This window comes from Kitasatospora sp. NPDC052868 (assembly GCF_044547105.1).
Lineage (GTDB): Bacteria > Actinomycetota > Actinomycetes > Streptomycetales > Streptomycetaceae > Kitasatospora.
The window spans coordinates 17,162-41,222 of sequence record NZ_JBITZW010000039.1; the positions used below are offsets into that span (position 1 = coordinate 17,162).

The window sequence follows — 24,061 nt, forward strand, 5'->3', positions numbered from 1 at the left end:
TAAAATTACAGTCCGGGGTATGCTCCGGTCCGATTCGGAACACCGGCCACCGTGTCCGCCCGCCGTGCCCGCCCGCCCCACCGTTCACCACGCCCGCTCGACCCGCTGGGAGCCAGCATGACCGCAGAGCCCTTCGGCGCCCCGTCGCCCACGGCGTTCCAGGCGCTGTCCCCGGACGACCCCCGCGAGGTCGGCGGCTACCGCCTCCGGGCCCGGCTGGGCGCGGGCGGCATGGGCCGCGTCTACCTCGCCCACACCCCGGGGGGCCGCCCGGTCGCGCTCAAGGTCGTCCGGCCCGAGCTCGCCGAGGACCCGGAGTTCCAGCACCGCTTCACCCAGGAGGTCGCCAGCGCCCGGCGCATCCACGGCCTCTACACCGCCCAGGTGGTCGATGCGGGCACCGACGCCGCCACCCCCTGGCTGGCCACCGCCTTCGTCCCCGGCCCCTCCCTGCAGCAGGTCGTCCACCGCTACGGCCCGCTGCCCGAGCGGACCGTCCTGCTGCTCCTGGCCGGCATCGCGGAGGCCCTGCAGGCGATCCACGCCGCCGGCGTCGTCCACCGCGACCTCAAGCCCGGCAACGTGCTGATCGCCGCCGACGGCCCCCGGGTCATCGACTTCGGCATCGCCCGCGCCGCCGACGCCAGCCCGCTCACCGGTACCGGTCTGCGCATCGGCTCGCCGGGCTTCATGGCCCCCGAGCAGGTCCTCGGGCTGCCCGCCACCCCGGCCACCGACGTCTTCGCGCTGGGCGTCCTGATCGCCCACGTCGGCTCCGGCACCCCGCCGTTCGGCGACGGGCCCGAACCGGCCTCGCTCTACCGGGCGGTGCACGAGGAGCCCGACCTCACCGGTCTGCCGCCCGGACTGCACGAGCTGGTCCGGCGGTGCCTGGCCAAGGAGCCCGAGCACCGGCCGGACACCGCCCGGCTGATCGAGGCCGCCCGCAGCCACCCGGCCACCGGCGGCGAGCTGCGCTTCTCCGAGGACTGGCTGCCGCAGCGGGTCAGCACCGAGATCCGCCGCCACACCGACCTGCCGACCACGCCTCCGCCGCCCGCCACCGCCCTGGACCACGGCCGGGCCGCGGCCGACGCGCCGACCGCGCTCGTCGCGCCCCTGCTCACCCCGACGGTGCTCGCCCCGGCCGCGCTCGCCCCGGCCCAGCCGTCGACCGCCGACCGGTCGAACACCGGCCCGTCGGAGGGCAGGCCTGAGCGGGCCGCCCCCGGTGGGCGCCGGGCCGCCACCGCGCGGCGCGGCGCCCGTACCGCCCTGCTGACGACCGCCGCGCTCCTCGTCGGCGCCGCCGGGGCGTTCCTACTGCTCGATCCGGACTACCTCGACGACCTCGACGACCAGAACGTCGCCGCGGCCGGCAGCCTCAGCCCGTCCGCCGGTGCCACCGCCACCCCGTCACCCTCCGCGTCCACCACCGCCCCGGCCACGCCCGCCGCCCCGGCCCCCGGCTACACCGCGGTCTACACGGACCTCGAACTCGCCTCGCCCGACCACTCCTACGAGTTCGACCTCAAGGCCGGGAAGGTGGCACCCCAGGACGCCTCCGCCTGGTACCTGGGCCGCCACGCGGGCGAGTTCTACATCCCGGAGGACAGTGACGCCTACGTCTCGCCGGCCGGCGGCCTCACCCTCCCGGACTGCATCAAGGGCGTCGAGACCCGGCCCGCGTCCGCCCTGTCCTTCACCGCCCTGGGCCCCGACCGGAGCTTCTGCGTCCGCGCCCGGGGCGGCCGCGACCTCGCCGTCGTCCGCGCACTCGCCACCGGCCCGGACGACGGCCCGGTCAGGGTCGCCGTCACCTACTACCGCCGCTCGGCCTGAGCACCCCGGACCGCCGTCAGCTGTCTGCTGTCTGCCGTCCGCCGTCCGCCGTCTCAGGCGACGTGCAGCGTGAGTTCCGCGGTGTGCAGCCGCCCGGCGGTCTGGAACTGCAGGAAGAGCCGCCAGTTCCCGGGTCGGCCGAGCAGGGCGTAGAACTCCAGGGCCGGCCCGCCGCCGGCGCCGCCGACCTGGTCCATCGGGTGCAGGTGGGCCAGCGCCTGGTCGCCCTCGTGGAAGGCGGTGAGGTGGGCGTAGCTGTCCAGGTACGGCTGGAGGTCGGTGACCGGTCGGCCGTCCCTGCCGATGGTGGCGGTGAGCCGGAGGGCGCCGGCCTTCGGCTCGCTCCGCAGCACGACGGTGTAGCCGTCCACCGTGGTGGTGCCGGCCGGGGCGGGCAGTGGCACGGCCGCGGCCTCGCCCGGCACCGTCACCTCCCGGCTGACCACGATCTCGCCGCCCTTGCGGGCGCCGCTGTTCGGCACGAAGGAGGTGTACAGCCGCCAGTGCCCCGGGGCGAGCGCCGCCAGGTCGGCGGTCCAGGTGCCGTCGGCGGCCATCGTCGGGTGCAGGTGCCGGAAGCCGGTGAGATCGGCGCGGATCGCGTAGAAGTGCAGCTGCTTCGCCTGGTGGACGGCGAAGTCGGTCACCGGCCGGCCGTCCGGGCCGGTGATGGTGAACGAGTAGCCCACCGCCCGGCCGGCGGGCAGCTCCGCGTCGGCGCCGTCCAGGCGGTAGCCGTCCCGTTCGGCGGCGAGGCCCAGCGAGGTGAGGGGCAGGTCCGGCAGCCCCAGGGCGCCCACGGTGGCCGACCCGGGCAGCGCCGTTCCGCCGGGCTCCCCCGCGGTACCCGGCCATCCGTCGGCCGAGGACGCACCGCCTGCGAAGAGCCCGAGGAGGAGCAGGACGGGAACGCAGGAGGCCAGCGCCCAGGTACGGGAGGTCGAACGACGGGAAGCGAACATCGGCGGTCTTCACCTTGTGAGGGCACCCGGCCGGGTGCGGTGGGGGCCGGCCGGCACCCGGCCCACGGCAGGGAGACCGGAACGGGAGGCCGGGATAACCAAAAGTGGACCCGGCCAGCTGGTCCTGCCCCCGATGGTCCCCTTGCCGCCACGAACGCCCTGTCACCGCACGATCCGCTCCGGCGGCGACGGCGGAGAGCCCCTCGGCGATGCCGGGCACGGACCGTGACGAATCCGGGACGCCAAGGTGCCTGCAACACAGCGGACTTCCCCACTCCGCCACGGTCGAACACGTGGTGTCACCAGCCCGCCTCCCATTCGGGCTCGTTGTCGAAAGCGGTCGGCGAACCCTGGATTGTCACAGCCGGTAGCGGTTTACTGGGAGAGAAGGGCGGGAGAGGGAGGTCCGACCATGGAATGTCCCCACCCATCCGAGTTCCACACCGAGGTCCGCCGGTGCTACGCCGCCGCCGGAGCGGAGGTGGACCGGCTGTTACGAGCCGCTCCCGAGGACGGGTGGGCGGCGTCCACCCCCTGCCGCGACTGGGACGTTCGCGCGCTGGTGAACCACCTTGCCGCCCAGCATCTGTGGGTCTGCCAGGCGGCCGCCGGCTACACCCCGGAGGGAATCGGCCACCGGTTCCAGGGTGACGTACTGGGCCGCAACCCCGTGGGCGTCTGGGAGATGGCCGTCGACAGCGCCGTCCGCGCGCTCAACCAGCCTGGCGCCCTCGACGTCCTGGTGCACGTGCCCTACGGGGTGCGCGATCTCGGCGGGTACGCCCGCGAGTTGACGGCCGAGACCGTCGTGCACGGCTGGGACCTCGCCCGGGCGCTGGGCGAGACGGGCCGGATGCCGCAGAGCTCCGTCCGGTACGCGCTCGCCGAGTTCCGGGGCTACCGCGACCTGGCCGGCACCGGCCTGTTCGACCCGCCGCTGGCCGCGGCGCCGGGCGCCGACGCCCAGGACCTCCTGCTGGCCCTCACCGGCCGCGATCCGCACTGGTCCGCCGAGCGGATCTGACCGGGCCGGACCGCGCCCCGCGCGCGGGCACCACGCGCGGGGCCGTCGCGCGGGGCCGAATCGCCAACGCGCCGTCCGGGGTGGCTCGTTCGCGACCCGCAGCGCGGCGCCGGCCCGGCCGTTGACGAGTGGGCAAGTGCCCATTATGGTGCTCGGGTGACTGGTTTTGCAGGGGTGGTCAAATCTGGCACTCGGCAGGCGGGATCCACCGCTCCGCCGGGCGGCCCGCCCGGCGGTCCCGCGAAGGACCCGTTCCTGGAACAGGCCCGGCGCGCGGACGCGGCCGACCCGCTCGCGGGCTTCCGCGACGAGTTCGTCATCGCCGACCCGGCCGTGGTCTACCTGGACGGCAACTCGCTGGGCCGGCTGCCCCGCACGACCAGGGACCGGCTGCACGAGGCCGTCGACGCATGGGGCGGGGACCTGATCGACGGCTGGCGGCGGTGGCTGCCGCTCAGCCGGGAGATCGGCGACCTGGTGGCCGGGATCGTCGGCGCCGAGCCGGGCGAGGTGGTGCTGTCCGACTCGACCGGCGTCAACCTCTACAAGCTGGCCGTCGCCGCCCTGGACGCCCGGCCCGGCCGCGACGTGATCGTCACCGACGACGACAACTTCCCCACCGACCGCTACATCCTGGACGGCATCGCGGCCGCACGCGGCATGACGGTCCATCAGATCCCGGTCGACCCCGACGAGGGCCTGCGGACGTCCGACGTGGCGGCGGCGCTGGACGAGCGGGTGGCCCTGGTCTGCCTCTCGCACGTCGCGTACCGGTCCGGCACGGTGACCGACCTGGCCGAGGTGACGGCGGCGGCGCACCGGCACGGCGCACTGGTGCTGTGGGACCTCTGCCACTCGGCCGGGGCGGTGCCGGTCGAACTGTCCTCGGCGGGCGTGGACCTGGCCGTCGGATGCACCTACAAGTACCTCAACGGCGGCCCGGGTTCACCCGCCTTCCTGTACGTGCGGCGGGAGTTGCAGGACCGGCTGCGGCAACCGATCTGGGGCTGGTTCGGGCAGTCCGACCAGTTCGCCATGGGCCCGGTCTACCGACCCGCGCCGGCGATCGAGCGCTTCCTGGTCGGCACTCCCCCGGTGCTCGCGGCCTACGCGGCGCAGGAGGGGATCCGGCTGACCGCCGCCGCCGGCATCGGGGCCATCGCGGCCAAGGCCCGGGGTCTGACCGCCTACGCGCAGCAGTTGGCCGACGCGTGGCTCGTCCCGCTCGGCTTCCGGGTGGCGTCGCCGGCCTCGCTGGAGCGGCGCGGAGCGCACCTCGCCCTGCACCACCCCGCCGCCTGGCAGGTGTGCCAGGCCGCGAAGTCCGTCGGGGTGATCCCCGACTTCCGTACGCCGCAACGCCTTCGACTGGGCTTCCCGCCCCTGTACACCCGCTACGTCGACCTCCACACCGGACTGTCGCGGCTGCGCGACGCGGTGGCGGCCGGCCGGCACCTGGAGTTCCCGGAGACCGCGGACGGGCCGACCTGATGACCGCGACGGACGACAGGCGGCTGAAGGACTACCCGCCGGAGCTGGAGAGGCTGACCGCGAGCCCGCCGGAGGCCTACCGGATCGTCCGCTACGGGCCTTCGCCGGAGCAGTTCGGCGAGTACTGGCCGGGCGGCGACGGGGCGGCGGTCGTGCTCCTGCACGGCGGCTACTGGCGCGAGCGCTACCGGCTGGACCTCATGCACCTGCTCGCCGCCGACCTCCAGGCCCGGGGGTACGCGGTGTGGAACGTCGAGTACCGGCGGATGGACATGCCGGGCGGCGGCTGGCCCGGCACCTTCCACGACGTGGCCGCCGCGCTGGACGCCGTCCCCGGCCTCGGCGGCGGGGCGGTCGATCCCGCCCGGGTCGGACTGGTCGGGCACTCGGCCGGAGCGCAGCTGGCGCTGTGGGCGGCCCATCGGCGGGGCGGGACGCCACCGGCCGTGGCGGTGTCGCTGGCCGGTGTCTGCGACCTGGCCCTGGCCGCACGGCTGCGCCTGAGCGACGGCGCGGTGGAGCAGCTGCTGGGCGGCGGCCCGGCCGACCGGCCGGAGGTGTACCGGCTGGCCGATCCCATGGCCCTGGCGCCGCTCGGCGTACCGCAGTTGGTGGTGCACGGCACCGCCGACCCGCACGTGCCGTACGAGCTGAGCCGGCGGTACGCCGCGGCGGCCGGCCCGGCGGCGGCCTTCCTCGGTCTGCCCGGCGCCGATCACTTCGACGTCATCGACCCCGCCAGCGCGGCCTGGGCGCGCATCGCCCGGGAGCTCTCCCGGCTGCTGCCCGCCCGCGGTCCGGCATCGCCGCGGCGCTAGGCCGTGTCCGGCCGTGTCCCGAGGCCCCCGCGCTCGGGGGATCGCCCCGCCCGTCACAGGCTTTGACGAATAATCAGGGTGGGCGATCGCCCATTTCTCCGTAGCATGGACTCATGTCCCAACGATTCGTACGCCTTTTCGCCCCGTTGGTCGCGCTGCTCGGGCTGCTGCTGGTGGGCGCGCCGTTCGCGGCCGCCGCGCCCGCCCGGCCCGTCCCGCGGACCGCCCCCACCGGCCCCGAGCTGCCCGCGCCGACGGGAGGCCACCTGGTCGGCACCAGGACGCTGTACCTGAAGGACACCTCCCGCCCCGATCCGTGGAAGCCGGACACCGGCTTCCGGGAGCTGATGGCCACCCTCTGGTACCCGGCCCTGTTCCCCTCGGGCCGCGAGGCCCCGTTCATGTCCCCGCAGCTGTCCGCGGCGGCCTTCGGCACGGACGCGCTCGGCACCGTGCGCACCCACGCCACCGTCAACGCCGTCCCGCTGCCCGGGCGGCGGCCGCTGGCGGTGCTCTCCCCCGGCTTCGGCATGAGCCGCGTCTCGCTGACGGCGCTGGCCGAGGACCTCGCCTCCAAGGGCTACCTGGTGGCCGCACTGGACCACACCTACGAGGCGGTCGTCGAGTTCCCGGGCGGCCGGCTGGAGCCCTGTCTGAACTGCACCGGCCAGGGTGGTCCCGATGTCGTCCGCAGCCGGGTGAAGGACATCCGCTTCCTCCTCGACCAGCTGACCTCCCCCCGCTCCGGGCTCCAGGTCGACTGCTCCCGGATCGCCGTCATCGGCCACGCCGTCGGCGGGACGAGCGCCGTCGAGACCGCGGGCGAGGACCCGCGCGTCGCCGCCGCCGTCAACCTGGAGGGCACCTTCCTCACGCCGCCGCCCGCGCAGCCGCTGGGCCGGCCGGTGCTCCTGGTCGGCGCCCAGTGGCCGACCGCCGGGGGTACGCCGGCGGCCAACTGGGCCGACCGCTGGGGCGTCCTCGCCGGCTGGAAGCGCTGGCTCAGCGTCCCCACCGCCGGCCACATGTCCTTCAGCGACGCCCACTGGCTGTACGAGCACTTCGACCTGACCCAGGTGATCCCGCCCGTCCTCAAGCCCGCCCTGTTCGGGACCGTCTCGGGTGAGCGCGCGACCGCGATCACCCGCGCCTACGTGGGCGCCTTCCTCGACCAGCAGCTGCGCGGCATCCCGAGCGCGCTGCTCGACGGGCCCTCCGCGGCCTTCCCCGAGGTCGGGTTCGTCCAGCCGTAGCGGCCCGCGGCTCCACGCAAGGAGCCGGCCCGCTTGCACCCCCCTCGGGTGCAAGCGGGCCGGCTCCCGCGTTTCCTACCGTCCGGGCCGCTCGGCGACCACGACGCCGTAGCCGAAGCCGACCGCCTGCAGGCGCAGGACGATGCTGTCGAACTGCTCCACGACCTGGGCGCCGAACCGCAGGGTGAGCGACTCGCGGTCGTCCTCCAGCTTCCGGCGCATGCAGTCCAGGGTCCGGGCGACCGTCCGGTCGCTGACATCGGTGATCTCGACGGGGACCAGGCCGGCCTCGTCGAGCAGCGGCGGATAGTCCTGGAGCGGCATCAGTTTGCCCAGCAGCACGGCGTACTGCGGCGCGGCGCTCCCCGCGGTGCCGGCGGCGGGTGCGGTCCGCTCCAGGAAGTCGGTGAGGGCCAGCCGCCCACCGGGCTTGAGGACGGCCGCCGCCTGCCGGAGCACCGCGAGCCGGTCCGGCATCGCCATGATCGACTCGACCAGCCAGACCGCGTCGAAGGACTCCGCGGGGAAGCCGAGGGCGACCGCGTCCTCGCACCGGAACTCCACCCGGTCGGCGACCCCGGCCTCCTCGGCCTTCTCGGTGGCCAGCCGGGCCTGCACCGGGCTGTTGGTGATGCCGACGACCGCGGCGCCCGTCGACCGCGCGAGCTGGATCGCCGGCGCACCCGTCCCGCAGCCGATGTCGAGGACCCGGTCCCCTGGGCCGATCCTGATCCGCTCCGCCATCAGACCGGTGAGCCTGCGGGACGCCTCGGCCATCGTCGCGCCGTCCGACGGGGACTCCCAGTAGCCCATGTGCAGGCTTCCGCCCGACAGTTCGGCGAGGAACTCGCTCGTGTCGTTGTAGAAGCCGTCCTCCGCCTCACGCTGGGTCAGCCGCCCCGCCGACACCCCTGCACCGCTTGCCATGTGCCCTCCTTCGGGGCCGGCCGCGGCCACCGCCCGGTCGGATGCCGCCGGTGTGCCGCGGCCGGCCCGTTCGTCGTTGGTGGTCCCGCCGTCGTCCGCTCCCGGCGGGAGCGCGGCGGCCTTCAGCCGATCTGGTCGAGGACGCGCTGCTCGACGGCCGGGTCCAGTCCGCGGGCGGTGGCGCCCTGCCACGGCGGCTCGCCCTCGCGCTCCAGCCAGGCCCAGCTGTCGGCCAGGGTGTCCCGGAGCGGGCGGCTGGTGTCGAGCCCGGCGGCGTGGGCCGCCGAGACGTCGACGTCGTTGATACCGCCGCGCATCGCGGCGGGAAGCCACAGGGGGATGTCGACGTAGGGGCGGACGCCGGCGGCCAGGAGCTCGTCGTCACCGACCCAGACCAGCTCCGCGTCGGAGCCGGTCACCTCGCGCATCGTCTCCAGGAGCGCGCCCATCGTGAATCGGCCGCGGGCGGTCACCGTGTTGAACACACCGCCGGTGCCGCGCTCCGCGGCGTCCAGCAGCCAGGGCGCGTGGTCACGGACGTCGACGTACTGGAAGGGGTCGTCCGCGCGGCCGGGCGCCAGGACGCGCCCGCCGCGGTGGATGCGGCGCAGCCACCAGGTCAGCGAGCCGACGTCCTCGTACGGGCCCAGCATCGGACCTGGGCGGGTGATCAACGCGCGGTCGCCGAAGCCGCGCTGGACGGCGAGCTCGCAGCCTCGCTTGGCGACCGGGTAGAAGCCGTCGGCCTCGTCGTCCGGATCGCCGTCGATCGTGGCGGCGCTCTCGTCGGCCCCGATCGGCACCGGCGGCCGGTACACCACCCAACTGGAGACGTACGCGTAGTGCCCGGTCCGGTCGGCCAGCAGGGCGCAGGTGTCGCCGAGGACCTTGGGGGCGCCCGTCCAGGTGTCGATCACCGCGTCCCACTTCCGGTCGCGCAGGACGCGGTCCAGAGCCTGCGGATCGGTCCGGTCGGCGATCAGCGACTCGACGCTCCCGGCGGCGGGGCGACTGCCCCGGTTGAGGGTGGTGACCTCGTCGCCGCGCTCCAGTGCGGCATCGACGATGCTGCGTCCCACGAAGTGCGTTCCGCCCAGCACCAGAACTTTCATGACGCCCTTTCCGAGGAATCCGAGAATCCGATCGAGGCCGAGTGCCCGCGGGGTGCGGGGGTGCGGGGTGCGGGGGTGCCGGATCCCGCGGTGGCGGACCACCGCGGGATCCGGCTCCGCCGCCGGCGTCCCCTCCGGCGACGGACGTACCGGGCGGGTCGCCTCAGGCGCCGGAGCGCACCGCGGTGACCGCCACCGTCGCGTAGTTCATCGTGAAGCTGCCGCCCAGGCCGTCGATCGCGGTCCCGGCGCCCTCCAGCACCTCCGCCATCTTGTCCGGCGGGAGCCGGGTGAAGGCGCCGAGCGTGGGCATCTGGTCCAGCCAGGCCTCACGGCTGTAGACCCACTCCCAGTCGAAGCGCCACTGCTCCGGCTCGCCGAAGCCGCCCACCTCGCGGATCCCGTCGGAGGTCTTGGCGAAGAACGCCTGGTACCCGTCCATGGCGCCCCGGAGCATCGCCCCGAAGTCGAAGGGCGCGTTGGGCATGACCCGCTGGCAGACGTCGGCGATCGCGTCCGCCACCTCGGGCGGGAACTGGAAGACGTTCCAGAATGCCGCCAGGCGGCCGCCGGGGCGCAGGATCTGCGCGGCCTTGGCCGCACCCGCGACCGGGTCGACCCAGTGCCAGGCCTGGGCGGCGACCACCGCGTCGAACTGCCGGCCGGCCGGGTCCCAGTCCTCGAAGGTCGCCACGTCGACCTTCAGGCCGAACTGGCGGGCCAGGTCGGCCAGTCGGACGTCGGGCTCGACCCCGAGCACGTTGCCGCCGATCTTCTGGAACTGCCGGGCCACGATGCCGGTACCGGTACCGACGTCGAGGATGTCGAGGCCGGGGCCGCCGGCGACGATCTGCTCCACCATCGGCTCGGGGTAGCGGGGTCGGGCCCGGTCGTAGCGTTCGGCGTCCGCCCCGAACGACTCCGCCACCTGTCGCTGCTGGTGGACTTCACTGTCTGGGTTAGTGGGCATGTGCCCATTTTAGGTGGGCGCGCGCCCACTCGTCAACTCGACGTGGACGCTGCGGCCTGACCGATCGTCAGCCCTGACTGTCGGCGCCGAAAAGCGGCCCAGGCAGTCGGCCCGCGGGGGCGTCACGGCCGTTCGGGGGCGGCCGCGACCACCACGCCGTAGCCGAAGCCGGCCTTCTCCAGCAGGGGGAGGACGGACTCGTACTGCCGGACGACCTGGATCCCGTACGTGCGCACGAGCTCCTCGTGGTCGTCGGTGAGCCGCTGCCGCAGGCAGTCGAGCGTGCGGGCCACCGTGTGGTCGGTGATGTCGGCCCGCTCGACCGGCACCAGGCCGGCCTGCTCCAGGAGCGCGGAGTAGTCCTCCAGGCGGATCGGCCTGGCCACCAGCGGGGCGTGTCCGTGCTCCCGCGAGTGCTCGGCCAGATCCCCCACCGCCTCCTCCATCGGAGCCGGTGCCGGATCCAGGTCCAGCAGGTCGGTCAGGGCCACCCGGCCGCCCGGCCTGAGCACCCGGGCCACCTCCCGCAGCGCGCCGAGCCGGTCCGGCAGGTGGAAGATCGACTCGATCATCAGGACACCGTCGAACGAATCCGCCTCGAAGTCCAGGACCGTCGCGTCCGCGCAGGTGAAGGTCACCTGGTCGCCCACTCCCGCGTCCTGGGCGTTGCGCCGGGCGGCCTCGATCTGCACGGCGCTGTTGGTGATGCCGACGACCCGCGCACCCGTCGACCGGGCGAGCCGGATGGACGGCGCGCCCGAGCCGCACCCGAGGTCGAGCACCTGGCTCGCCGGGTTGACCGCAAGCTTCTCCGCCAGCAGGTCGGTGAGCTGCTGGGAGGCCTCCGCCATCGTCGCCGGATCGTCCGGGGACTTCCAGTAGCCCTCGTGCAGGCTCCCGCCGAAAAGCTCGGTCAGCAGCCCGCTGAGGTCGTTGTAGAAACCGGCCACCTCCTTGGACGGAGGGGCCTCCCCCGCCGGTGCCGGCCCGTCGGGAGTGGTCGTCTGATCAGTCATCAACTCGTCTTCTTTCGCGATGGGACCGACGGGGGGTATGCGCGCAGTCCGGCGCGGGGTCCGGGCACGGCGCGAAGGGGTGGGCGCGGTGCGCAGGGCGGCCGCGGCGTCACCAGGTGACGGGCAGCGCCTGCATCCCGCTGATCAACCGGCCCTGGGCGTTGGCGAGTTCCTCGGCGGGCACGGCCAACCGCAGCCCGGGGAAGGCGGCGAGCACGCTCGTGAACGCCACCTCCAGCTCCATCCGGGCGAGTTGGGCGCCCAGGCAGCGGTGCGCGCCGTACCCGAAGGTGACGTGGCCGCCGGCGCCCTCGCGGGTGATGTCGAACCGCTCGGGCTCGGGGAACGCCTCCGGGTCGAAGTTGGCGCCCGGCAGGCTGGCGAAGACCACGCTCTGCGCGGGGATCACCACGCCGCCGAGCTCGACGTCACACGTGGTGGCCCGCACCTGGCCCCCGTTCTCACGGGCGCTCAGCGGCGCGTACCTGAGCACCTCCTCCACCGCGGCGGGCACCAGCGAGGGGTCGGCGCGCAGCAGGGCGAGCTGCTCCGGGTTGTCGAGCAGGGCGGCCAGGCCCTTGCCGAGCTCGGTCGCGGTGGACTCGTTGCCGGCCATCAGCAGGCCGCAGCCGAGGTGGACGAGTTCCACCTCGCTCAGCCGGTCCTCCTCGTCGCGGGCCGTGATCAGCTCCTGGAGCAGGCTGTCGTCCGGGTTGCGGCGCTTGGCCGCGACCAGGTCGGCCATGTAGGTGACGACCGACTCGAGCGCCTTCAGCGACTCCCCGGGAGGGTAGGCCGTGGTGGCCATGACGCGGTCGGCCCAGCCGCTGAAGCGCTCCCGGTCCTCCTGCGGGACGCCGAGGACCTCGAAGATGACGGTGAGCGGCAATGGGCGGCACAGGCCGGCGACCAGGTCGCCCTGCGGGCCCGCCTCGAGGAGGTCCGCGATCAGCCCGTCGACGATCTGCTGGATGCGCGGCCGCAGGGCGCGGATCCGGTGGGCGCTGAACGCTCCGGCCACCAGACGGCGCATCCGCACGTGCTCGGGCCCGTCGAGATCGTTGATGCCGGGCTTCGCCAGGACCGCCGACGGGATGACGACCGCGCCGATCCGCCGCGCCTCGGCCCGGCTGAAGCGCGGGTCGGACAGCACCGTCCGGACTTCGGCCATCCCGGTGACCAGCCAGCCCTTCTGACCGGACTCGGTGGTGACCTCCCGTACCGGCGCCTGCCGCCACGCCTCGCGGACCGGCGCCGGCACCGTGTAGGTGTCGCGCCCCGAAGCCGCCGATCGGGGGCATCCCGAAGGCATACCCGTTGATGCGTTTGGGGGTATAGTGGGCATGCGCCCACACTAGTGGGCACGTGCCCACTCGTCAAACACCATCACCCGTTTCGCCGCGGAAAACGAGGCCCGAAAGGAAGGAAGGGAGACCCGATGCCGACCGGGACAGCGATCCGTGACGTCTCCCAGCAGCTGTTCGACGCCGCCGAGCGAGTCCTGCTCCAGGGCGGGCCGAACGCGCTGACCAGCCGCGCCGTCACCACCGAGGCGGGTTGCGCCAAGGGCGTCCTGCACCGGCACTTCGACGACTTCGACGCCTTCCTCGCCGCGCTGGTACTGGACCGCATCGGCAGGATCCAGGCCCAGGGGCACGCCCTGCGCGCCTCGGCCGGGACGAACACCGTCGCCGACAACCTCACCGCGGCGCTGATGGACCTGTTCGGGTCGGTCGCGGTGGCCATCGTCGGCCTCGTCACCGCCCGCGACGAGCTGCGCGCCCGGCTGCACCAGGCCGGCTCCTCGGGCGTTCCGGTCCTGACCGAGGCGACCGCCATGATCGCGTCGTACCTCACCGCCGAGCGCACCCAGGGCCGGATCCCGTCCGGCGCCGATGTCGACATGCTCGCGCTCACCCTGATCGGCACCGGCCATCTGCTGTTCGCCGGCCGACAGGGCGTCGCCCCGGAGGCCGACGAGGTGCGCAAGGTCGTGACGTCGGTCGTCGCCGGCGCCGCACGGTAGCTCCGACCCCTTCCGCCCGTACCGCCCGTCCGCACACCCGCGGCCGGGCGGTACGGGCGTTGCGCGGGCGGGACCCGGCGATCGGACTTCACCAAGTAGCCATCGGCAGAAGGGTCTTGACGAGTGGGCGATCGCCCACTATTGTGCGGCGTGTTCACTTGCGCGCTGACGCCCGCGGGTGTGCCGCCTGGGCCCTGTCCGGCACCAGCCGCCGGGCCCCGGGGCGGTGAGACTCCCCGCCGGGCCAGCTCCCGCCGCACCCGACACCGGGGCCGGATACGCCACCCCGGGCGGCGGCCGAACGCGGAGGACGCCTACGACCCGCAACGGGCCCTCGGCCTCGGGCATCGATCACGCCGCCCCACCGGCCGCCCCATCGCCGGTCCCGCTCCCGGCCTCGGCCCCGCTCCCGGCCCCGGTTCAGCGCGCCCTCCGTCCTGCCCGTCCGACCGAAACGGGGGCCCATGAAAGCCCAGCACATCACGGAACTGCTCGTCGGACTCGCCGCCGTCGTCCTCCTGGCACGACTGCTCGGAGCGCTGGCCCGACGACTGGACCAGCCCGCGGTGATCGGCGAAGTCCTGGCCGGCATCCTGCTGGGGCCGACGCTCGCGGGCGACGCGATCTCCGGCCACCTCTTCCCGGCCGACATCCGGCCGCAGCTCAGCGCACTGGCCACCATCGGGGTGGCCGTCTTCATGTTCACCGTCGGCCTGGAGTGGGACACCGCCCAGGCCCGCGGCTCCGGCGGGTTCGCCGTCACCGTCTCGCTCAGCTCCATCGTGCTCCCCTTCGGCCTCGGATCCGCCCTGGGCCTCTACCTCCTGAGGGGGCACCAGAGTCCGAACCACACCGCTTTCGTCCTCTTCCTCGGCATCGCCATGTCGATCACCGCGTTCCCGGTGCTGGCCCGGATCCTCACCGAACGCGACCTGGCCCGCACCACCCTGGGCGTCCTGGCACTCGCCTGCGCCTCGATCGACGACGTCCTGGCCTGGTCGGTCCTCGCCGCGGTGACCGCGCTCAGCGGTGCGGCCGGCGCCGAGCAGTGGCGCGTCCTGCTCCTGGTGCCCTACCTGCTGGGGATGCTGTTCGTGGTGCGCCCGCTGCTGCGACGCCTCCTGGCCCGTTCCGGCACCCTCGGCCCCGCCGGTTTCGCCGGCATCCTCGCGGGACTGCTGCTCTCCGCGGGGGCGACGGAGTGGGTCGGCCTGCACTTCATCTTCGGGGCCTTCCTGTTCGGCGCCGTCGTCCCGCGCGAGCAGACCGCCCGGCTGCGCACCCAGATCCACGACCAGCTGGGGCAGTTGGGCCAGACCATGCTGCTGCCGGTCTTCTTCCTCACCGCCGGTCTCAACGTCGACCTGTCCGGAATCGGCCTGGGCGGCCTCCGGGACCTCGTCCTGATCCTCCTGGTGGCCATCGGCGGCAAGTTCGCGGGGGCCTACCTGGCAGCCCGGGGGAAGGGGATGCCGGCCCGGCAGTCCGCGGCCCTGGCCACCCTGATGAACACCCGCGGCCTCACCGAACTCATCGCCTTGAGCGTGGGGTTGAGCCTGGGGATCATCGACCGCGAACTGTACTCGCTGATGGTGGTGATGGCCGTGGTCACCACGGCGATGGCCGGTCCCCTGCTGCGGTGGATCCTGCCCAGGCGGCTCGTCGAGGCGGAGGCCTCCAGGGAGTCGGTCTCCGCGGACGCACCCGCCGCCCTCCGGGACAGGGCTTAGGCCCTGGACGAGGGGGCGGCCGCCCGGCTTCAACAGCCGGGCGGCCGCCCCCTCGTGCGATGCGGGTCCGCTCAGGAACGGACCGTCAGAACTGGACGATCCCGGACGCGACCGCCCAGCCGATCAGGCGGGACTTGCTGGCCGCCCCGACCCGCAGCCGGGCGTCCCGCAGGTGCTCGTCGACGGTGTTCTTCGAGATGCCCAGCCGGCGAGCGGTCTCCTTCGCGGTCAGGCCGAGAACTGCGAGCCGGACCACTTCGGTCTGCCTGGGGGTGAGTAGTTGGGTTGCTCCTAGCATGACACTCAACACCTCTCACTTGCGTGCACATGAGATCGGGCCGTCCGTCGGATCCGTCGCCGGGAGGGTCGTCAGTAGGACTCCTTCGCGTTCATCCGGCCGGGCGCGTAGCGCTCCCCCGGCTTGGGCCGGTACTGCTCCCAGCGGGCCTCGTTCCCGGTGGGCGTGTCACCGAGGACGACGACGCGGTAGCCCGTGCGGCGCTCCGCGTAGTCGTCGACGGCGTAGTGCTGGGTGACCCGGTTGTCCCAGATCGCCACATCGCCCGGCCGCCACTGGTAGCGGCAGGTGAACTGCGGCGAGGTGGCGAACTCGGTGAGGTACTGCAGGAGCGCGTCGCTCTCGTTGCGGCTGAGCTGGACGATGTGCGAGGTGTGGGCCCGGTTCACGAACAGGGCCCGGCGTCCGGTCTCCGGGTGGACCCGGACGACGGGGTGCTCCGCCCGGCTCTCCAGCCCCGGGATGCGGATGGCGTGGACGGCGGTCAGCCCGTCCAGCAGCTCCCGCAGCGGCGCGGACAGCGCCTCGTAGGCCAGGTACTGGTTCGACCACATGGTGTCGCCGCCCACGCCGGGGCTGCGGACGATCTGCAGGACGGACCCGATCGGCGGGTTCGGCGAGTAGGTCATGTCGGTGTGCCAGATGGGGATCTTGCCGTCCTGCTCCGAGTCGATGATCTGGATCTCGGGGTGCCCGTCGAGGTGGGGCAGGTAGGGGTGGACCTCCAGCTCCCCGAAGCGCCGTCCGAAGGCGGTGCGCGACTCGGGCGACCACCCCTGCTGGTCCGGGACGAAGAGCACCAGGTGCTCCAGCAGCAGCCGGCGCAGTTCGGCGAACTGCTCGTCCGTGATGTCCTCCAGGCGCAGCCCGTGGATCTCCGCACCCAGAGCCGCGGTCAGCGGACGGACCTCGAAGGCCGCCTTGCGTGTGTCCGACATCGTGTCAACCCTTCCAGTCGTTGCGGCTGTTCCAGCCCCGAACGGTTCCTGCCTGTACGGTTCCTGCCTGAGCGGTTCCTGCCTGAGCGGTTCCTGCCTGCACGGTCTCGTCCCCGTGTGCTGCGGACCGCCGGTCATCTCGTGCCGGGGACGGGCATCGCCGCCCGGCGCTCGGGCAGCACCCCGAACTGGACGAGCCGGTCCAACGGGCCCAGCGGACGCATGCCGAGGCCCGACATGTTGTAGGTCGTCAGATAGCGCAGCCGCCCGCTCCGCGCCGTCCCGCTGAGCAGGCGCCGGCCGAACACCCGCCCGCTGCGCGAGGTGCTGGTCATCATCCGCGCGGCGTTGTGGCTCATGGTGTGGATGCCCTTGATCCGCTCCAGGCGTTCCGTCTCGTAGGCGCGCAGCGCCGCGTCGGCCGCCGCCGGGCTCGCGAGGTCCGCGCCGGCCAGCCGGGAGGCGAGCGCGGCCGCGTCGCCGATGGCCGTGTTCATCCCCTGCGCCGCCAGCGGATGCACGCCGTGCGCGGCCTCCCCGATCAGTGCGATGCCCGGCCGTACCAGGGAGGGTGCGCGGAACTGGAACACCGGCAGCAGCTGCCGGCTGTCCAGACCGTCCTGGAGCGCCCCGGCCAGCGGGCCGAGCGCGGGTACGTCGGCGAGGAGCGCCTCGCACCACTGCCGCAGCCGCGCCCGGTCGGCCTTGCGCAGCTCGTCCGCCGCCACCTGGACGTAGACCCGGATCCGGTCGTCCGGCAGCGGATAGACCATCACCAGCCCCCGGTCGGTGACGTAGGCGGACACCTCATCGGCCACCGGCGGCTTCCCGGAGAGCTCGAAGCAGAGCAGCCGGTGGCCGTACGCCACCGGGTCCGCGGTCATCCCGGACAGCCGGCGCAGGCGCGAGGACCTGCCGTCGGCGGCCAGCACGACCCGGGCGCGGATCTCGCGCCCGCCGCCGGCCCGTACGCCCGTGACGCGGCCGTGCCCGTCCCTCAGCAGGTCCTCGACCAGGACGCCGCCCTCCCGGCGCACGGTGGGGCCCAGGGCCTCGCCCAGGCACTCCAGGATCGTCGCGTAGTCGTGGGCGAGCATCCAGGAGCGCTCGGTGTCGAGCTGGGCGAAGTCCATGGCGAGCAGTTCGGAGCCGTCGTCCCGCCGGGCGACCAGGCGGTTGAGCCGTACCGCCCGCCTGGCCTCCAGCCCCCGGAGCACTCCCCAGTCGTGCAGGAGGTTCAGCGAGCCCGGCTGGAGGACCTCGCCCTTCGCGACCGGGGGCTGGTAGCGCTGCTTCTCCACCAGCAGGACGTCGAGTCCGAGCCGGCCGAGCGCGCAGGCCGCCGCCAGGCCCGCGACGCCGGCGCCGCAGATCACGATGTCCGCGTCCTCCGGGCCGGCCGCCCGCCACCCGGTCGCCTGCTGCCCTGCCGTCATCGTGCCTCCCCTCCTTCGTGGCGGTCGGCCGCAAGGGCGGCCCGGTAGGCGCCCAGCGCCTTCAACGCGAGTCCGTGGACGATCAGGCCGTCCACGTAGTAGGCGAAGTTCCGGATGTGCATGCAGACCTGCCCGGCCTGCCACAGGCCGTCCGGCTGCTGCGCCGCCAGGAGCCAGTCGGCCGCGCCGCGCACCTGCGGGTCGTCGGCCGGCACTCCGGAGGCGAGCAGCGCCCGCAGGGCCCAGGCGGTCTCCTCGACCGTCCCCGGCGAGGGGTCGTCGCCGGGTGTCCCGGTCTCGCCCGGGCCCCAGGAGCCGTCCGCGAGCCGGCTGCGCAGCAGGGCCTCGCGGGCCCGCCGGGCCGCCGGGTGGCCGGCGAGTCCGGCCCGGCCGAAGGCGACCAGTGCCAGGGAGGTCCCCGCGGTGAGGCCCCGGTACCACAGCGCCTCGTAGGCGCCGTCCGGCCGCTGGTGGGTGAGCAGCCAGTCCAGGGCGCGGCGCACCGCGGGGTCGTCCGGCGAGGCCCCGCCGTCCAGCAGGGCCTCGACGGACTGGGCGGTGACGTAGGGGCAGGGGCCGTCGTTCGGCAGTGTGGTGTCGGGGACGAACGTCCCCCACGATCCCTTGCGGTCCTGCCGGGACTCCAGCCAGCGCAGCCCGCGGCGCAGTTCTCCGCCGCCCTCCTCGCCGGCGGGGGCGAGCGCGGACAGCACGTTGGCGCTGTCGAGGAAGTTCGGCCAGCCGCGGGGCCCCTCCCAGCCCCAGCCGCCGGGCGGGGCGTCGTAGACGGGGAACGCCTGGTCCTGCTGGCATCCGCGCAGCCACCGCCGGGCCCGGACCAGGCGTTCGTCGTCGGTGTAGCCGGCGTCCGCCAGGCCGCGGGCCACGTAGGAGCCGCCGATCAGGTCGAGGCCCTGCATGATGTGCCAGGAGCCGTCGGGCTGCACGGTGGAGCGGAGGTAGCCGACGGCCTCGGCAATGGTCGCGGGCGGTGCCCCGGCGCAGCTGAGGCCGATGCAGACCACCGCCACCAGCCAGTTGTCCCCGCCGTATCCGCCGCGCTGGTTCTCGCCCCGTTCCACCTCGGCGAGCGCCCGCAGTCCGGCCTGCCGGGACGCGCGCCACAGGAGGCGTCCGAGCCCGGTCGGCGGGCTGTGGCGGGCCTGGATGAACGCCATCGCGACGAACGGGGCCACCCGGAAGGAGAGCCGGCCGCGCCACAACCGCGGGGGCAGCAGGAGCAGTTCGAGGGGGATGCGGCGGGAGCCGGTGAGGTCCTCCAGGCCCGCGAGGGCGAGGAAGGTCCTGGCCATGTGGGCCATGCCGGGGTCGGTGAGCGCCTCCAGTCCGCCCTGCGCGCGCACCTGGTCCAGGGCGCGGCGCACGGCTTCGCGGTGTCCGTCCGGGTCCAGCAGGTGCAGGGTCGCGGCCGCGACCACGGTGGGGATCAGTTGGGGGGTGGCGCCGGCGACGCCGCCCCACCCTCCGCCCGGGTCCTGGGCGGAGCGCAGCCACCGGGCCCCGCGGTCGATCAGGTCGCGGGAGCGCTCCGGGTCGGCGATGTGCAGGGCGGCCAGCGCGCCGGCCGTGCCCAGGACGGCGGTGGGCCGCCGGTTGGGCCAGGATCCCTCCGGCCGCTGGGCGTCGAACAGGGTCTCGGCGGCGTGCGCGATCGACGCCTCGACACGGGTGTCCACGGCTGAGCTCACGGGAAACGTCTCTCCTTGCTCCCTCGTCAGGGGTCGGCTCGGTTCAGTGGGCGGGTTGCGCGCGGTCCTCCGGAACGAACTCGTGCCCGGAGCGCATCGCGCGCTGGATGGTGATGGTGAGGACGAGCACCGGGAGGAGGATCCCGATCGCCGCGGGCAGTCCGAGGCCGGGGACCAGCAGGGCGTCCGCGAGGACGAGCCGCTCCGCGACCAGCACCTCGTGCGCGCGCAGGGCCGTGTGCTGGGTGAGGGTGCGGCCGGGGGCGAGGACCACCCGGAAGGCGCCGCAGCCGATCAGCGCGGCCAGGAGCACCACGAGGAGGTAGGCCGCACGGTCGCGCGGGACCAGCGCCGCCCCCGCCGCCGCGGTCGCGACGGCCAGGCCGTAGAGGGCGGCGGCCGTCCGCCCGGCCGTGCGAAGCCCTCGGCGCACGGCGAAGGTGGCGTAGCCGCCCTCGCGGTCCCCGGCGACGTCGCGCAGTGTGCCGACGAGGTTCGAGGCGGCGTCGTGCGCCCAGAACACCGCGACGAACGGCAGCAGTTCGGCGGGCGGGAGCGGGACGGCCATCATCGTGCCGAAGGCGAAGGCCGCGCCGGTGAGGGCTCCGCGGACGATGTTGCCCCAGATCCCGCGCGCCTTGAAGAGGCCGTTGTAGGCGAGTGCCCCGCCGATGCCGATCGCCAGCAGCAGGACGGTCCGCCAGTTGACGGCCAGCGCGGCGGCGCAGGCCTCGGCGGCCAGGGCGGCGCCGCAGACGAGCGCCGCCCCGGGCCGCAGCCGGCCCGAGGGGATGGGCCGCTGCGGCTTGCTGATGGCGTCGAGGTCCCGGTCGAGGTAGTCGCCGAGGTAGTGGGCGGCCGTCCAGATCGCGGTGGGCACGAACCAGGCGGCGAGCAGTCGGGCGTCGGCGTGCGGGTCGGCGGCCAGGGTCGCGCCGGCGAGCCCGACCAGGCCGGGGTACCAGATCGTGTAGGGGCGCCAGGTGCGCAGGTGCGCGTCTAGCGTGCGGACGAGCCGGGTGGCGCCCATGTCAGAACGCGCGCCGGGACGCGTAGCCGGCGATCTCCGCGAGCATGTCGGTGCTCTCGCCCGCCGGGAGGTTGGCGAGGCGGCGCTGTGCGTCGGCGATCAGGTCCGTGGCGACCTGGTCGGCCGCCTCCCGGCCGCCGGTGGTCTCGACGATCGTCCGGAGCAGGGCGAAGGACTCGTCCACGGGGAACTCCCCGTGGAACGCCTGCTCCAGCTGCTTGCGCTCGCCGTCGGTGGCCCGCTGGTAGGCCAGCAGGACCGGCAGGGTCGGCCGGCGGTTCTGCAGGTCGCTCTCCCGGGGCTTGCCGATGAAGACGGCGGTGTCGTCGAAGGCGAGCAGGTCGTCCCGGATCTGGAAGGCGGTGCCCAGGTTCATGCCGAACGTGCCCAGGTCGTCGATCCAGTCCTGCCGGTCGGTGCCGAGGATGGCCCCGATCCGGCAGGCCGACTCGAAGAGCACGCCGGTCTTCAGCCGGGCCATCGTCAGGTACTGGTCCGCGGTGCATTCCAGGTCGCCGACGAACTCGGACTCCAGCAGCTGGCCGCGGCACAGGCCCACCCCGGCCGCGGCCATGACCGAGGTCACCGCCACGATGTCGGCGTCCGAGACGCCGGCGGGCCGGGAGCCCGTCAGGGCGGCGAAGGTCTCCAGGATCAGGCCGTCCCCGGCGACGATGGCGGCGGGTATGCCGAAGGCCGCCTTGACGGAGGGGCGACCGCGGCGCACGTCGTCCTCGTCGATGATGTCGTCGTGGATCAGGGTGGCGACGTGCAGGTACTCGATGGCGAGGGCCAATTCGGCCATGCCGTCCGGGTTGCCGCCGACGCACCGGGCCGATTCGAGCACCAGCAGCGGGCGCAGCAGCTTTCCGGCCGGGACCAGCGCGTACTCCGCGATCCTGCCGAGCTGGTCGCGGCGTCCGCCCCAGATGTCGAGCAGGTCGCGCTGCAGCGCGTCACCACCGGCCAGGAACGAGGCGAGGCCCGACAGTTCGGCTTCGCGCGTCACGTTGTTGACGATCGTCATCTCTCGTACTGCCCTTCTTCCGGAATGCCGACGGTCGTGGTGAGGGTGCCGATGTCCTTGATCGCGACCTCGACCCTGCTGCCGACGGGCAGCGGGCCCGAGCCCGCGGGCGTCCCGGTGAGGATCACGTCGCCGGGCAACAGCGTCATGTGCTCGCTGACCGCGGCGATCACCTCGCGTACCGGGGTGAGGAGGCCGCTGGTGCGCGCGCGCTGCACGGTCTCCCCGTCGACGGTGCAGGTGATCTCGGCGTCCTCCGGGTCGAGGTCCGTGGCGAGCCAGGGGCCGAGCGGGGTGAAGCCGTCGAAGTGCTTGGCCCAGACCGGCGGGTGGCCCGTCGGGGCGGGCCCCCCGGAGCCGTCCGCGGCCGGTTTCGCGTACGCCGTGAGGTCGTTGGCGCAGGTGTACCCGGCCACCACCCGGGCGGCGTCGTCCGGTGACACCCGGGTGCAGCGCACGCCGATCACGACGGCCAGCTCGGCCTCGTACTTCAACTCCCAGGCTGTGCCCGGGTGGTGCACCGTCGCACCGTGGGCGGCCAGTGAGGACGGCGGTTTGAGGACGACGGCGCAGGAGGCGGCGCCGGCGGGCGGCCGGCCGGCGGACGGCACATGGCCGTCCGGGGCGCGGTTGAGCGCGACGCAGGCGATCTTGCTCGGCTCGGCCGGGGGCAGGACGGTGACCTCGTCGAGCGGGCGCGCCCGACCGGCGCCGTCCACCCAGCGGCCGGCCGTCCGGTCGTACGTGACGGGGACGACGGTGCGGCCGCCGGGGCCCTGCTCCAGCCGTCCGTATCCGGGGCGGCCGCGATCGGCCGCATGATCGATATATCGACATATGAGCATGCGCAATGAACCTTCCTGGCCGGGTCGACCGGGGTGGTGCGGACCTCATCCGGGGATCGGGCGGTCCTCACCAGGCGACGGGCAGCTCCTGCAGGCCCAGGGTGACGTGGCCGCCGCGCCAGCGCAGGCTCTCGGCCGGCACCGCCAGGCGCAGGTGGGGGAAGCGCCGGAGGATCGCCGAGAACACCGTCGTCAGTTCGAGCCGCGCGAGCGCGGCCCCGAGGCAGTGGTGGGCGCCGTGCCCGAAGGCGAGATGGGGGTTCGGCTGCCGCGCGATGTCGAACCGCGCGGCGTCGGGGAAGACGGCCTCGTCGCGGTTGGCGGCGTTGACGGAGACCTGGACCAGCTCGCCCGCGCGCACCGTCCGCCCGCTCAGCAGGACGTCCTCGGTCGCCACCTGGACCCGGTTGAGGTCGATGACCGGCTGGTGGCGCAGGATCTCCTCGACCGCGCCGTCCAGGAGGGCGGGGTTCTCCCGCAGCGCCGCCAACTGGTCGCCGTGGCGCAGGAGTCGGAGCAGTCCGGCACTGATCGCGGTCTGTGTCGTCTCCAGGCCGCCCGCGAGGATCACGATCGCCAGCGAGACGAGCTCCTGGTAGCCGAGCCGGCCCTCCTCGTCGTGGGCGTGGACCAGGGAGCTCAGCACGTCGGCGTCCGCGCGGCCGCCCTGCCGGAGGGCCGCGCGCTTCTCCTCCACCGTCCGGGTCACATGGGTGCTGAGGTCCCGCCAGGCCGCCTGGTCGAGCCCGCCGGCGCCCACCGTGGTGATCCGGTCACACAGGCGGCCGAGCGTGTCGTGGTCGCCGGTCGGGAATCCCAGCAGCTCGCAGATGAGGACGGCCGGCAGCGGCGCGGCGACGTGGCGCACCAGGTCCGCGGGCGGCCCCTCCTTCTCCAGGTCGTCGAGCAGACTCTCCGTCAACTCCTCGACGCGCCCGCGCATTCCGTCGATCTGCCGGACGGCGAACGCCCGGGAGACCAGGCCACGGAGTTCGAGGTGCGGACGGCCGTCCATGTTCACCGTGCGCATCGGCGCCCCGCCGCCGGCGGCCGGCGCCGCGGCTGAGGCTGAGGCCGAGGCGAGGTCCCGGGTGAACCCCGCGCCGGAGAGCACCGTGCGCACGTCGTCGTGGCGGGTCACCAGCCAGGCGGTCCTGCCGTCCGGCAGGCGGACCCGGGAGACGGGTTCCGCGCCGCGTAACCGGTCGAGTTCGGGCGGGACCTCGCCCGCGTGGTCGGCTGCACTGGGGTAGTCGGCGACGTGATCCACAGGATGAATTCCGATCTGCGCACGCTCGCTGCGGAGCGCGCGCCGAAGCAGCCCGCGGCAGGGTGCGCCGCGCGGCACGGGCAGACAGGGAATATCGATGGATGTCTGTCAGAGGGAAATGGCCGAAAGCCGGTGATGGTTCGGCCCCGGGAACTCCACGGGGGCACCGGTCACGACCACGGAAATACAGGCAAAGGCCTGTAAGCTGATGTCAAACGCCATTTCAGACCCCCGTGGCTAGAGCTCGTCGATCGCGACACCGCGTCCCGGAACCGGAAGATCCGGTCGGCCCGGATTTCTTTCGCTTGTATCGCTTGCGTATCAATGGCAACACTGC

21 protein-coding genes are annotated in these 24,061 nt (G+C 73.9%); 7 read left to right on the forward strand and 14 right to left on the reverse strand.

What is annotated here, in order from left to right; genetic code table 11:
* Positions 1-117 precede the first annotated feature (117 nt).
* Positions 118-1,842, forward strand: coding sequence for a serine/threonine-protein kinase (locus ACIGZJ_RS35450; RefSeq protein ID WP_396461143.1), 1,725 nt, complete (start codon positions 118-120; stop codon positions 1,840-1,842).
* Between the two features lie 53 nt (positions 1,843-1,895).
* On the opposite strand, the gene ACIGZJ_RS35455 is transcribed toward ACIGZJ_RS35450, so the two are convergent.
* A complete protein-coding gene (locus tag ACIGZJ_RS35455; protein ID WP_396461144.1) occupies positions 1,896-2,804 on the reverse strand; it encodes a hypothetical protein in 909 nt (302 codons plus the stop codon).
* A gap of 412 nt (positions 2,805-3,216) precedes the next feature.
* Between ACIGZJ_RS35455 and ACIGZJ_RS35460 the strand changes: the two genes are divergently transcribed.
* The 4 genes from ACIGZJ_RS35460 (at position 3,217) to ACIGZJ_RS35475 (ending at position 7,390) form a co-directional block, all read left to right on the forward strand.
* Positions 3,217-3,828 (forward strand): TIGR03086 family metal-binding protein, encoded by a 612-nt coding sequence (locus ACIGZJ_RS35460; protein ID WP_396461145.1) that lies wholly within the window; start codon positions 3,217-3,219, stop codon positions 3,826-3,828.
* Positions 3,829-3,984: 156 nt separating this feature from the next.
* A complete protein-coding gene (kynU, locus tag ACIGZJ_RS35465) occupies positions 3,985-5,319 on the forward strand; it encodes a kynureninase (RefSeq protein WP_396461146.1) in 1,335 nt (444 codons plus the stop codon).
* Positions 5,319-6,137, forward strand: coding sequence for an alpha/beta hydrolase family protein (locus tag ACIGZJ_RS35470; protein ID WP_396461147.1), 819 nt, complete (start codon positions 5,319-5,321; stop codon positions 6,135-6,137). The genes kynU and ACIGZJ_RS35470 overlap by 1 nt, the downstream gene beginning before the upstream one ends.
* A gap of 113 nt (positions 6,138-6,250) precedes the next feature.
* Positions 6,251-7,390 carry an alpha/beta hydrolase family protein gene (locus tag ACIGZJ_RS35475; RefSeq protein WP_396461148.1) on the forward strand — a complete coding sequence of 380 codons (1,140 nt, stop codon included), beginning with the start codon at positions 6,251-6,253 and terminating at the stop codon, positions 7,388-7,390.
* A 75-nt stretch (positions 7,391-7,465) separates the two neighbouring features.
* Here the strand turns inward: ACIGZJ_RS35475 and ACIGZJ_RS35480 are convergent, their stop codons facing one another.
* From ACIGZJ_RS35480 to ACIGZJ_RS35500, 5 genes are all read right to left on the reverse strand, one after another.
* Positions 7,466-8,317 (reverse strand): SAM-dependent methyltransferase, encoded by an 852-nt coding sequence (locus ACIGZJ_RS35480; protein ID WP_396461149.1) that lies wholly within the window; start codon positions 8,315-8,317, stop codon positions 7,466-7,468.
* A 122-nt stretch (positions 8,318-8,439) separates the two neighbouring features.
* A complete protein-coding gene (locus ACIGZJ_RS35485) occupies positions 8,440-9,429 on the reverse strand; it encodes an NAD-dependent epimerase/dehydratase family protein (protein WP_396461150.1) in 990 nt (329 codons plus the stop codon).
* A 163-nt stretch (positions 9,430-9,592) separates the two neighbouring features.
* Positions 9,593-10,399, reverse strand: a complete 807-nt coding sequence (locus tag ACIGZJ_RS35490) for a class I SAM-dependent methyltransferase (RefSeq protein WP_396461151.1) — start codon at positions 10,397-10,399, stop codon at positions 9,593-9,595.
* Between the two features lie 122 nt (positions 10,400-10,521).
* Entirely contained in the window at positions 10,522-11,415 is an 894-nt protein-coding gene (locus tag ACIGZJ_RS35495) for an SAM-dependent methyltransferase (protein WP_396461152.1), read from the reverse strand.
* 109 nt (positions 11,416-11,524) lie between these two features.
* Positions 11,525-12,676: a cytochrome P450 gene (locus ACIGZJ_RS35500; RefSeq protein WP_396461153.1), complete on the reverse strand. Its 1,152-nt coding sequence runs from the start codon at positions 12,674-12,676 to the stop codon at positions 11,525-11,527.
* Positions 12,677-12,853: 177 nt separating this feature from the next.
* Here ACIGZJ_RS35500 and ACIGZJ_RS35505 point away from each other — a divergent pair, with 177 nt between their 5' ends.
* Both ACIGZJ_RS35505 and ACIGZJ_RS35510 read left to right on the forward strand, forming a co-directional pair.
* Complete coding sequence (locus ACIGZJ_RS35505) at positions 12,854-13,441, forward strand: TetR/AcrR family transcriptional regulator (RefSeq protein ID WP_396461154.1); 588 nt, start codon at positions 12,854-12,856, stop codon at positions 13,439-13,441.
* Positions 13,442-13,905: 464 nt separating this feature from the next.
* A complete protein-coding gene (locus tag ACIGZJ_RS35510; protein ID WP_396461155.1) occupies positions 13,906-15,171 on the forward strand; it encodes a cation:proton antiporter in 1,266 nt (421 codons plus the stop codon).
* Positions 15,172-15,256: 85 nt separating this feature from the next.
* Here the strand turns inward: ACIGZJ_RS35510 and ACIGZJ_RS35515 are convergent, their stop codons facing one another.
* The 8 genes from ACIGZJ_RS35515 to ACIGZJ_RS35550 form a co-directional block, all read right to left on the reverse strand.
* Positions 15,257-15,469 (reverse strand): LuxR C-terminal-related transcriptional regulator, encoded by a 213-nt coding sequence (locus tag ACIGZJ_RS35515; protein ID WP_387952578.1) that lies wholly within the window; start codon positions 15,467-15,469, stop codon positions 15,257-15,259.
* A 71-nt stretch (positions 15,470-15,540) separates the two neighbouring features.
* Positions 15,541-16,407 (reverse strand): TauD/TfdA dioxygenase family protein, encoded by an 867-nt coding sequence (locus ACIGZJ_RS35520; protein WP_396461156.1) that lies wholly within the window; start codon positions 16,405-16,407, stop codon positions 15,541-15,543.
* Positions 16,408-16,541: 134 nt separating this feature from the next.
* Positions 16,542-17,843 (reverse strand): FAD-dependent oxidoreductase, encoded by a 1,302-nt coding sequence (locus tag ACIGZJ_RS35525; RefSeq protein WP_396461157.1) that lies wholly within the window; start codon positions 17,841-17,843, stop codon positions 16,542-16,544.
* Positions 17,840-19,552: a prenyltransferase/squalene oxidase repeat-containing protein gene (locus tag ACIGZJ_RS35530; protein ID WP_396461158.1), complete on the reverse strand. Its 1,713-nt coding sequence runs from the start codon at positions 19,550-19,552 to the stop codon at positions 17,840-17,842. Before ACIGZJ_RS35530 ends, ACIGZJ_RS35525 begins: the two co-directional genes overlap by 4 nt.
* Before the next feature lie 43 nt (positions 19,553-19,595).
* Entirely contained in the window at positions 19,596-20,582 is a 987-nt protein-coding gene (locus tag ACIGZJ_RS35535; protein ID WP_396461159.1) for a UbiA family prenyltransferase, read from the reverse strand.
* A 1-nt stretch (position 20,583) separates the two neighbouring features.
* Positions 20,584-21,609: a polyprenyl synthetase family protein gene (locus ACIGZJ_RS35540; protein WP_396461160.1), complete on the reverse strand. Its 1,026-nt coding sequence runs from the start codon at positions 21,607-21,609 to the stop codon at positions 20,584-20,586.
* A complete protein-coding gene (locus tag ACIGZJ_RS35545) occupies positions 21,606-22,454 on the reverse strand; it encodes a fumarylacetoacetate hydrolase family protein (protein ID WP_396461161.1) in 849 nt (282 codons plus the stop codon). Before ACIGZJ_RS35545 ends, ACIGZJ_RS35540 begins: the two co-directional genes overlap by 4 nt.
* A 67-nt stretch (positions 22,455-22,521) precedes the next feature.
* On the reverse strand, positions 22,522-23,724 hold the full coding sequence (locus tag ACIGZJ_RS35550) for a cytochrome P450 (protein ID WP_396461162.1): 1,203 nt from the start codon (positions 23,722-23,724) through the stop codon (positions 22,522-22,524).
* Between the last annotated feature and the right edge of the window lie 337 nt (positions 23,725-24,061).

Excerpts from the sequence above, each read along its gene's own strand:
- ACIGZJ_RS35450 (WP_396461143.1), top strand. The coding sequence starts at position 118 with ATGACCGCAGAGCCCTTCGGCGCCCCGTCGCCCACGGCGTTCCAGGCG.
- ACIGZJ_RS35455 (WP_396461144.1), bottom strand. The coding sequence starts at position 2,804 with ATGTTCGCTTCCCGTCGTTCGACCTCCCGTACCTGGGCGCTGGCCTCC.
- ACIGZJ_RS35460 (WP_396461145.1), top strand. The coding sequence starts at position 3,217 with ATGGAATGTCCCCACCCATCCGAGTTCCACACCGAGGTCCGCCGGTGC.
- ACIGZJ_RS35470 (WP_396461147.1), top strand. The coding sequence starts at position 5,319 with ATGACCGCGACGGACGACAGGCGGCTGAAGGACTACCCGCCGGAGCTG.
- ACIGZJ_RS35475 (WP_396461148.1), top strand. The coding sequence starts at position 6,251 with ATGTCCCAACGATTCGTACGCCTTTTCGCCCCGTTGGTCGCGCTGCTC.
- ACIGZJ_RS35480 (WP_396461149.1), bottom strand. The coding sequence starts at position 8,317 with ATGGCAAGCGGTGCAGGGGTGTCGGCGGGGCGGCTGACCCAGCGTGAG.
- ACIGZJ_RS35485 (WP_396461150.1), bottom strand. The coding sequence starts at position 9,429 with ATGAAAGTTCTGGTGCTGGGCGGAACGCACTTCGTGGGACGCAGCATC.
- ACIGZJ_RS35490 (WP_396461151.1), bottom strand. The coding sequence starts at position 10,399 with ATGCCCACTAACCCAGACAGTGAAGTCCACCAGCAGCGACAGGTGGCG.
- ACIGZJ_RS35495 (WP_396461152.1), bottom strand. The coding sequence starts at position 11,415 with ATGACTGATCAGACGACCACTCCCGACGGGCCGGCACCGGCGGGGGAG.
- ACIGZJ_RS35505 (WP_396461154.1), top strand. The coding sequence starts at position 12,854 with ATGCCGACCGGGACAGCGATCCGTGACGTCTCCCAGCAGCTGTTCGAC.
- ACIGZJ_RS35510 (WP_396461155.1), top strand. The coding sequence starts at position 13,906 with ATGAAAGCCCAGCACATCACGGAACTGCTCGTCGGACTCGCCGCCGTC.
- ACIGZJ_RS35515 (WP_387952578.1), bottom strand. The coding sequence starts at position 15,469 with ATGCTAGGAGCAACCCAACTACTCACCCCCAGGCAGACCGAAGTGGTC.
- ACIGZJ_RS35520 (WP_396461156.1), bottom strand. The coding sequence starts at position 16,407 with ATGTCGGACACACGCAAGGCGGCCTTCGAGGTCCGTCCGCTGACCGCG.
- ACIGZJ_RS35525 (WP_396461157.1), bottom strand. The coding sequence starts at position 17,843 with ATGACGGCAGGGCAGCAGGCGACCGGGTGGCGGGCGGCCGGCCCGGAG.
- ACIGZJ_RS35535 (WP_396461159.1), bottom strand. The coding sequence starts at position 20,582 with ATGGGCGCCACCCGGCTCGTCCGCACGCTAGACGCGCACCTGCGCACC.
- ACIGZJ_RS35540 (WP_396461160.1), bottom strand. The coding sequence starts at position 21,609 with ATGACGATCGTCAACAACGTGACGCGCGAAGCCGAACTGTCGGGCCTC.
- ACIGZJ_RS35545 (WP_396461161.1), bottom strand. The coding sequence starts at position 22,454 with ATGCTCATATGTCGATATATCGATCATGCGGCCGATCGCGGCCGCCCC.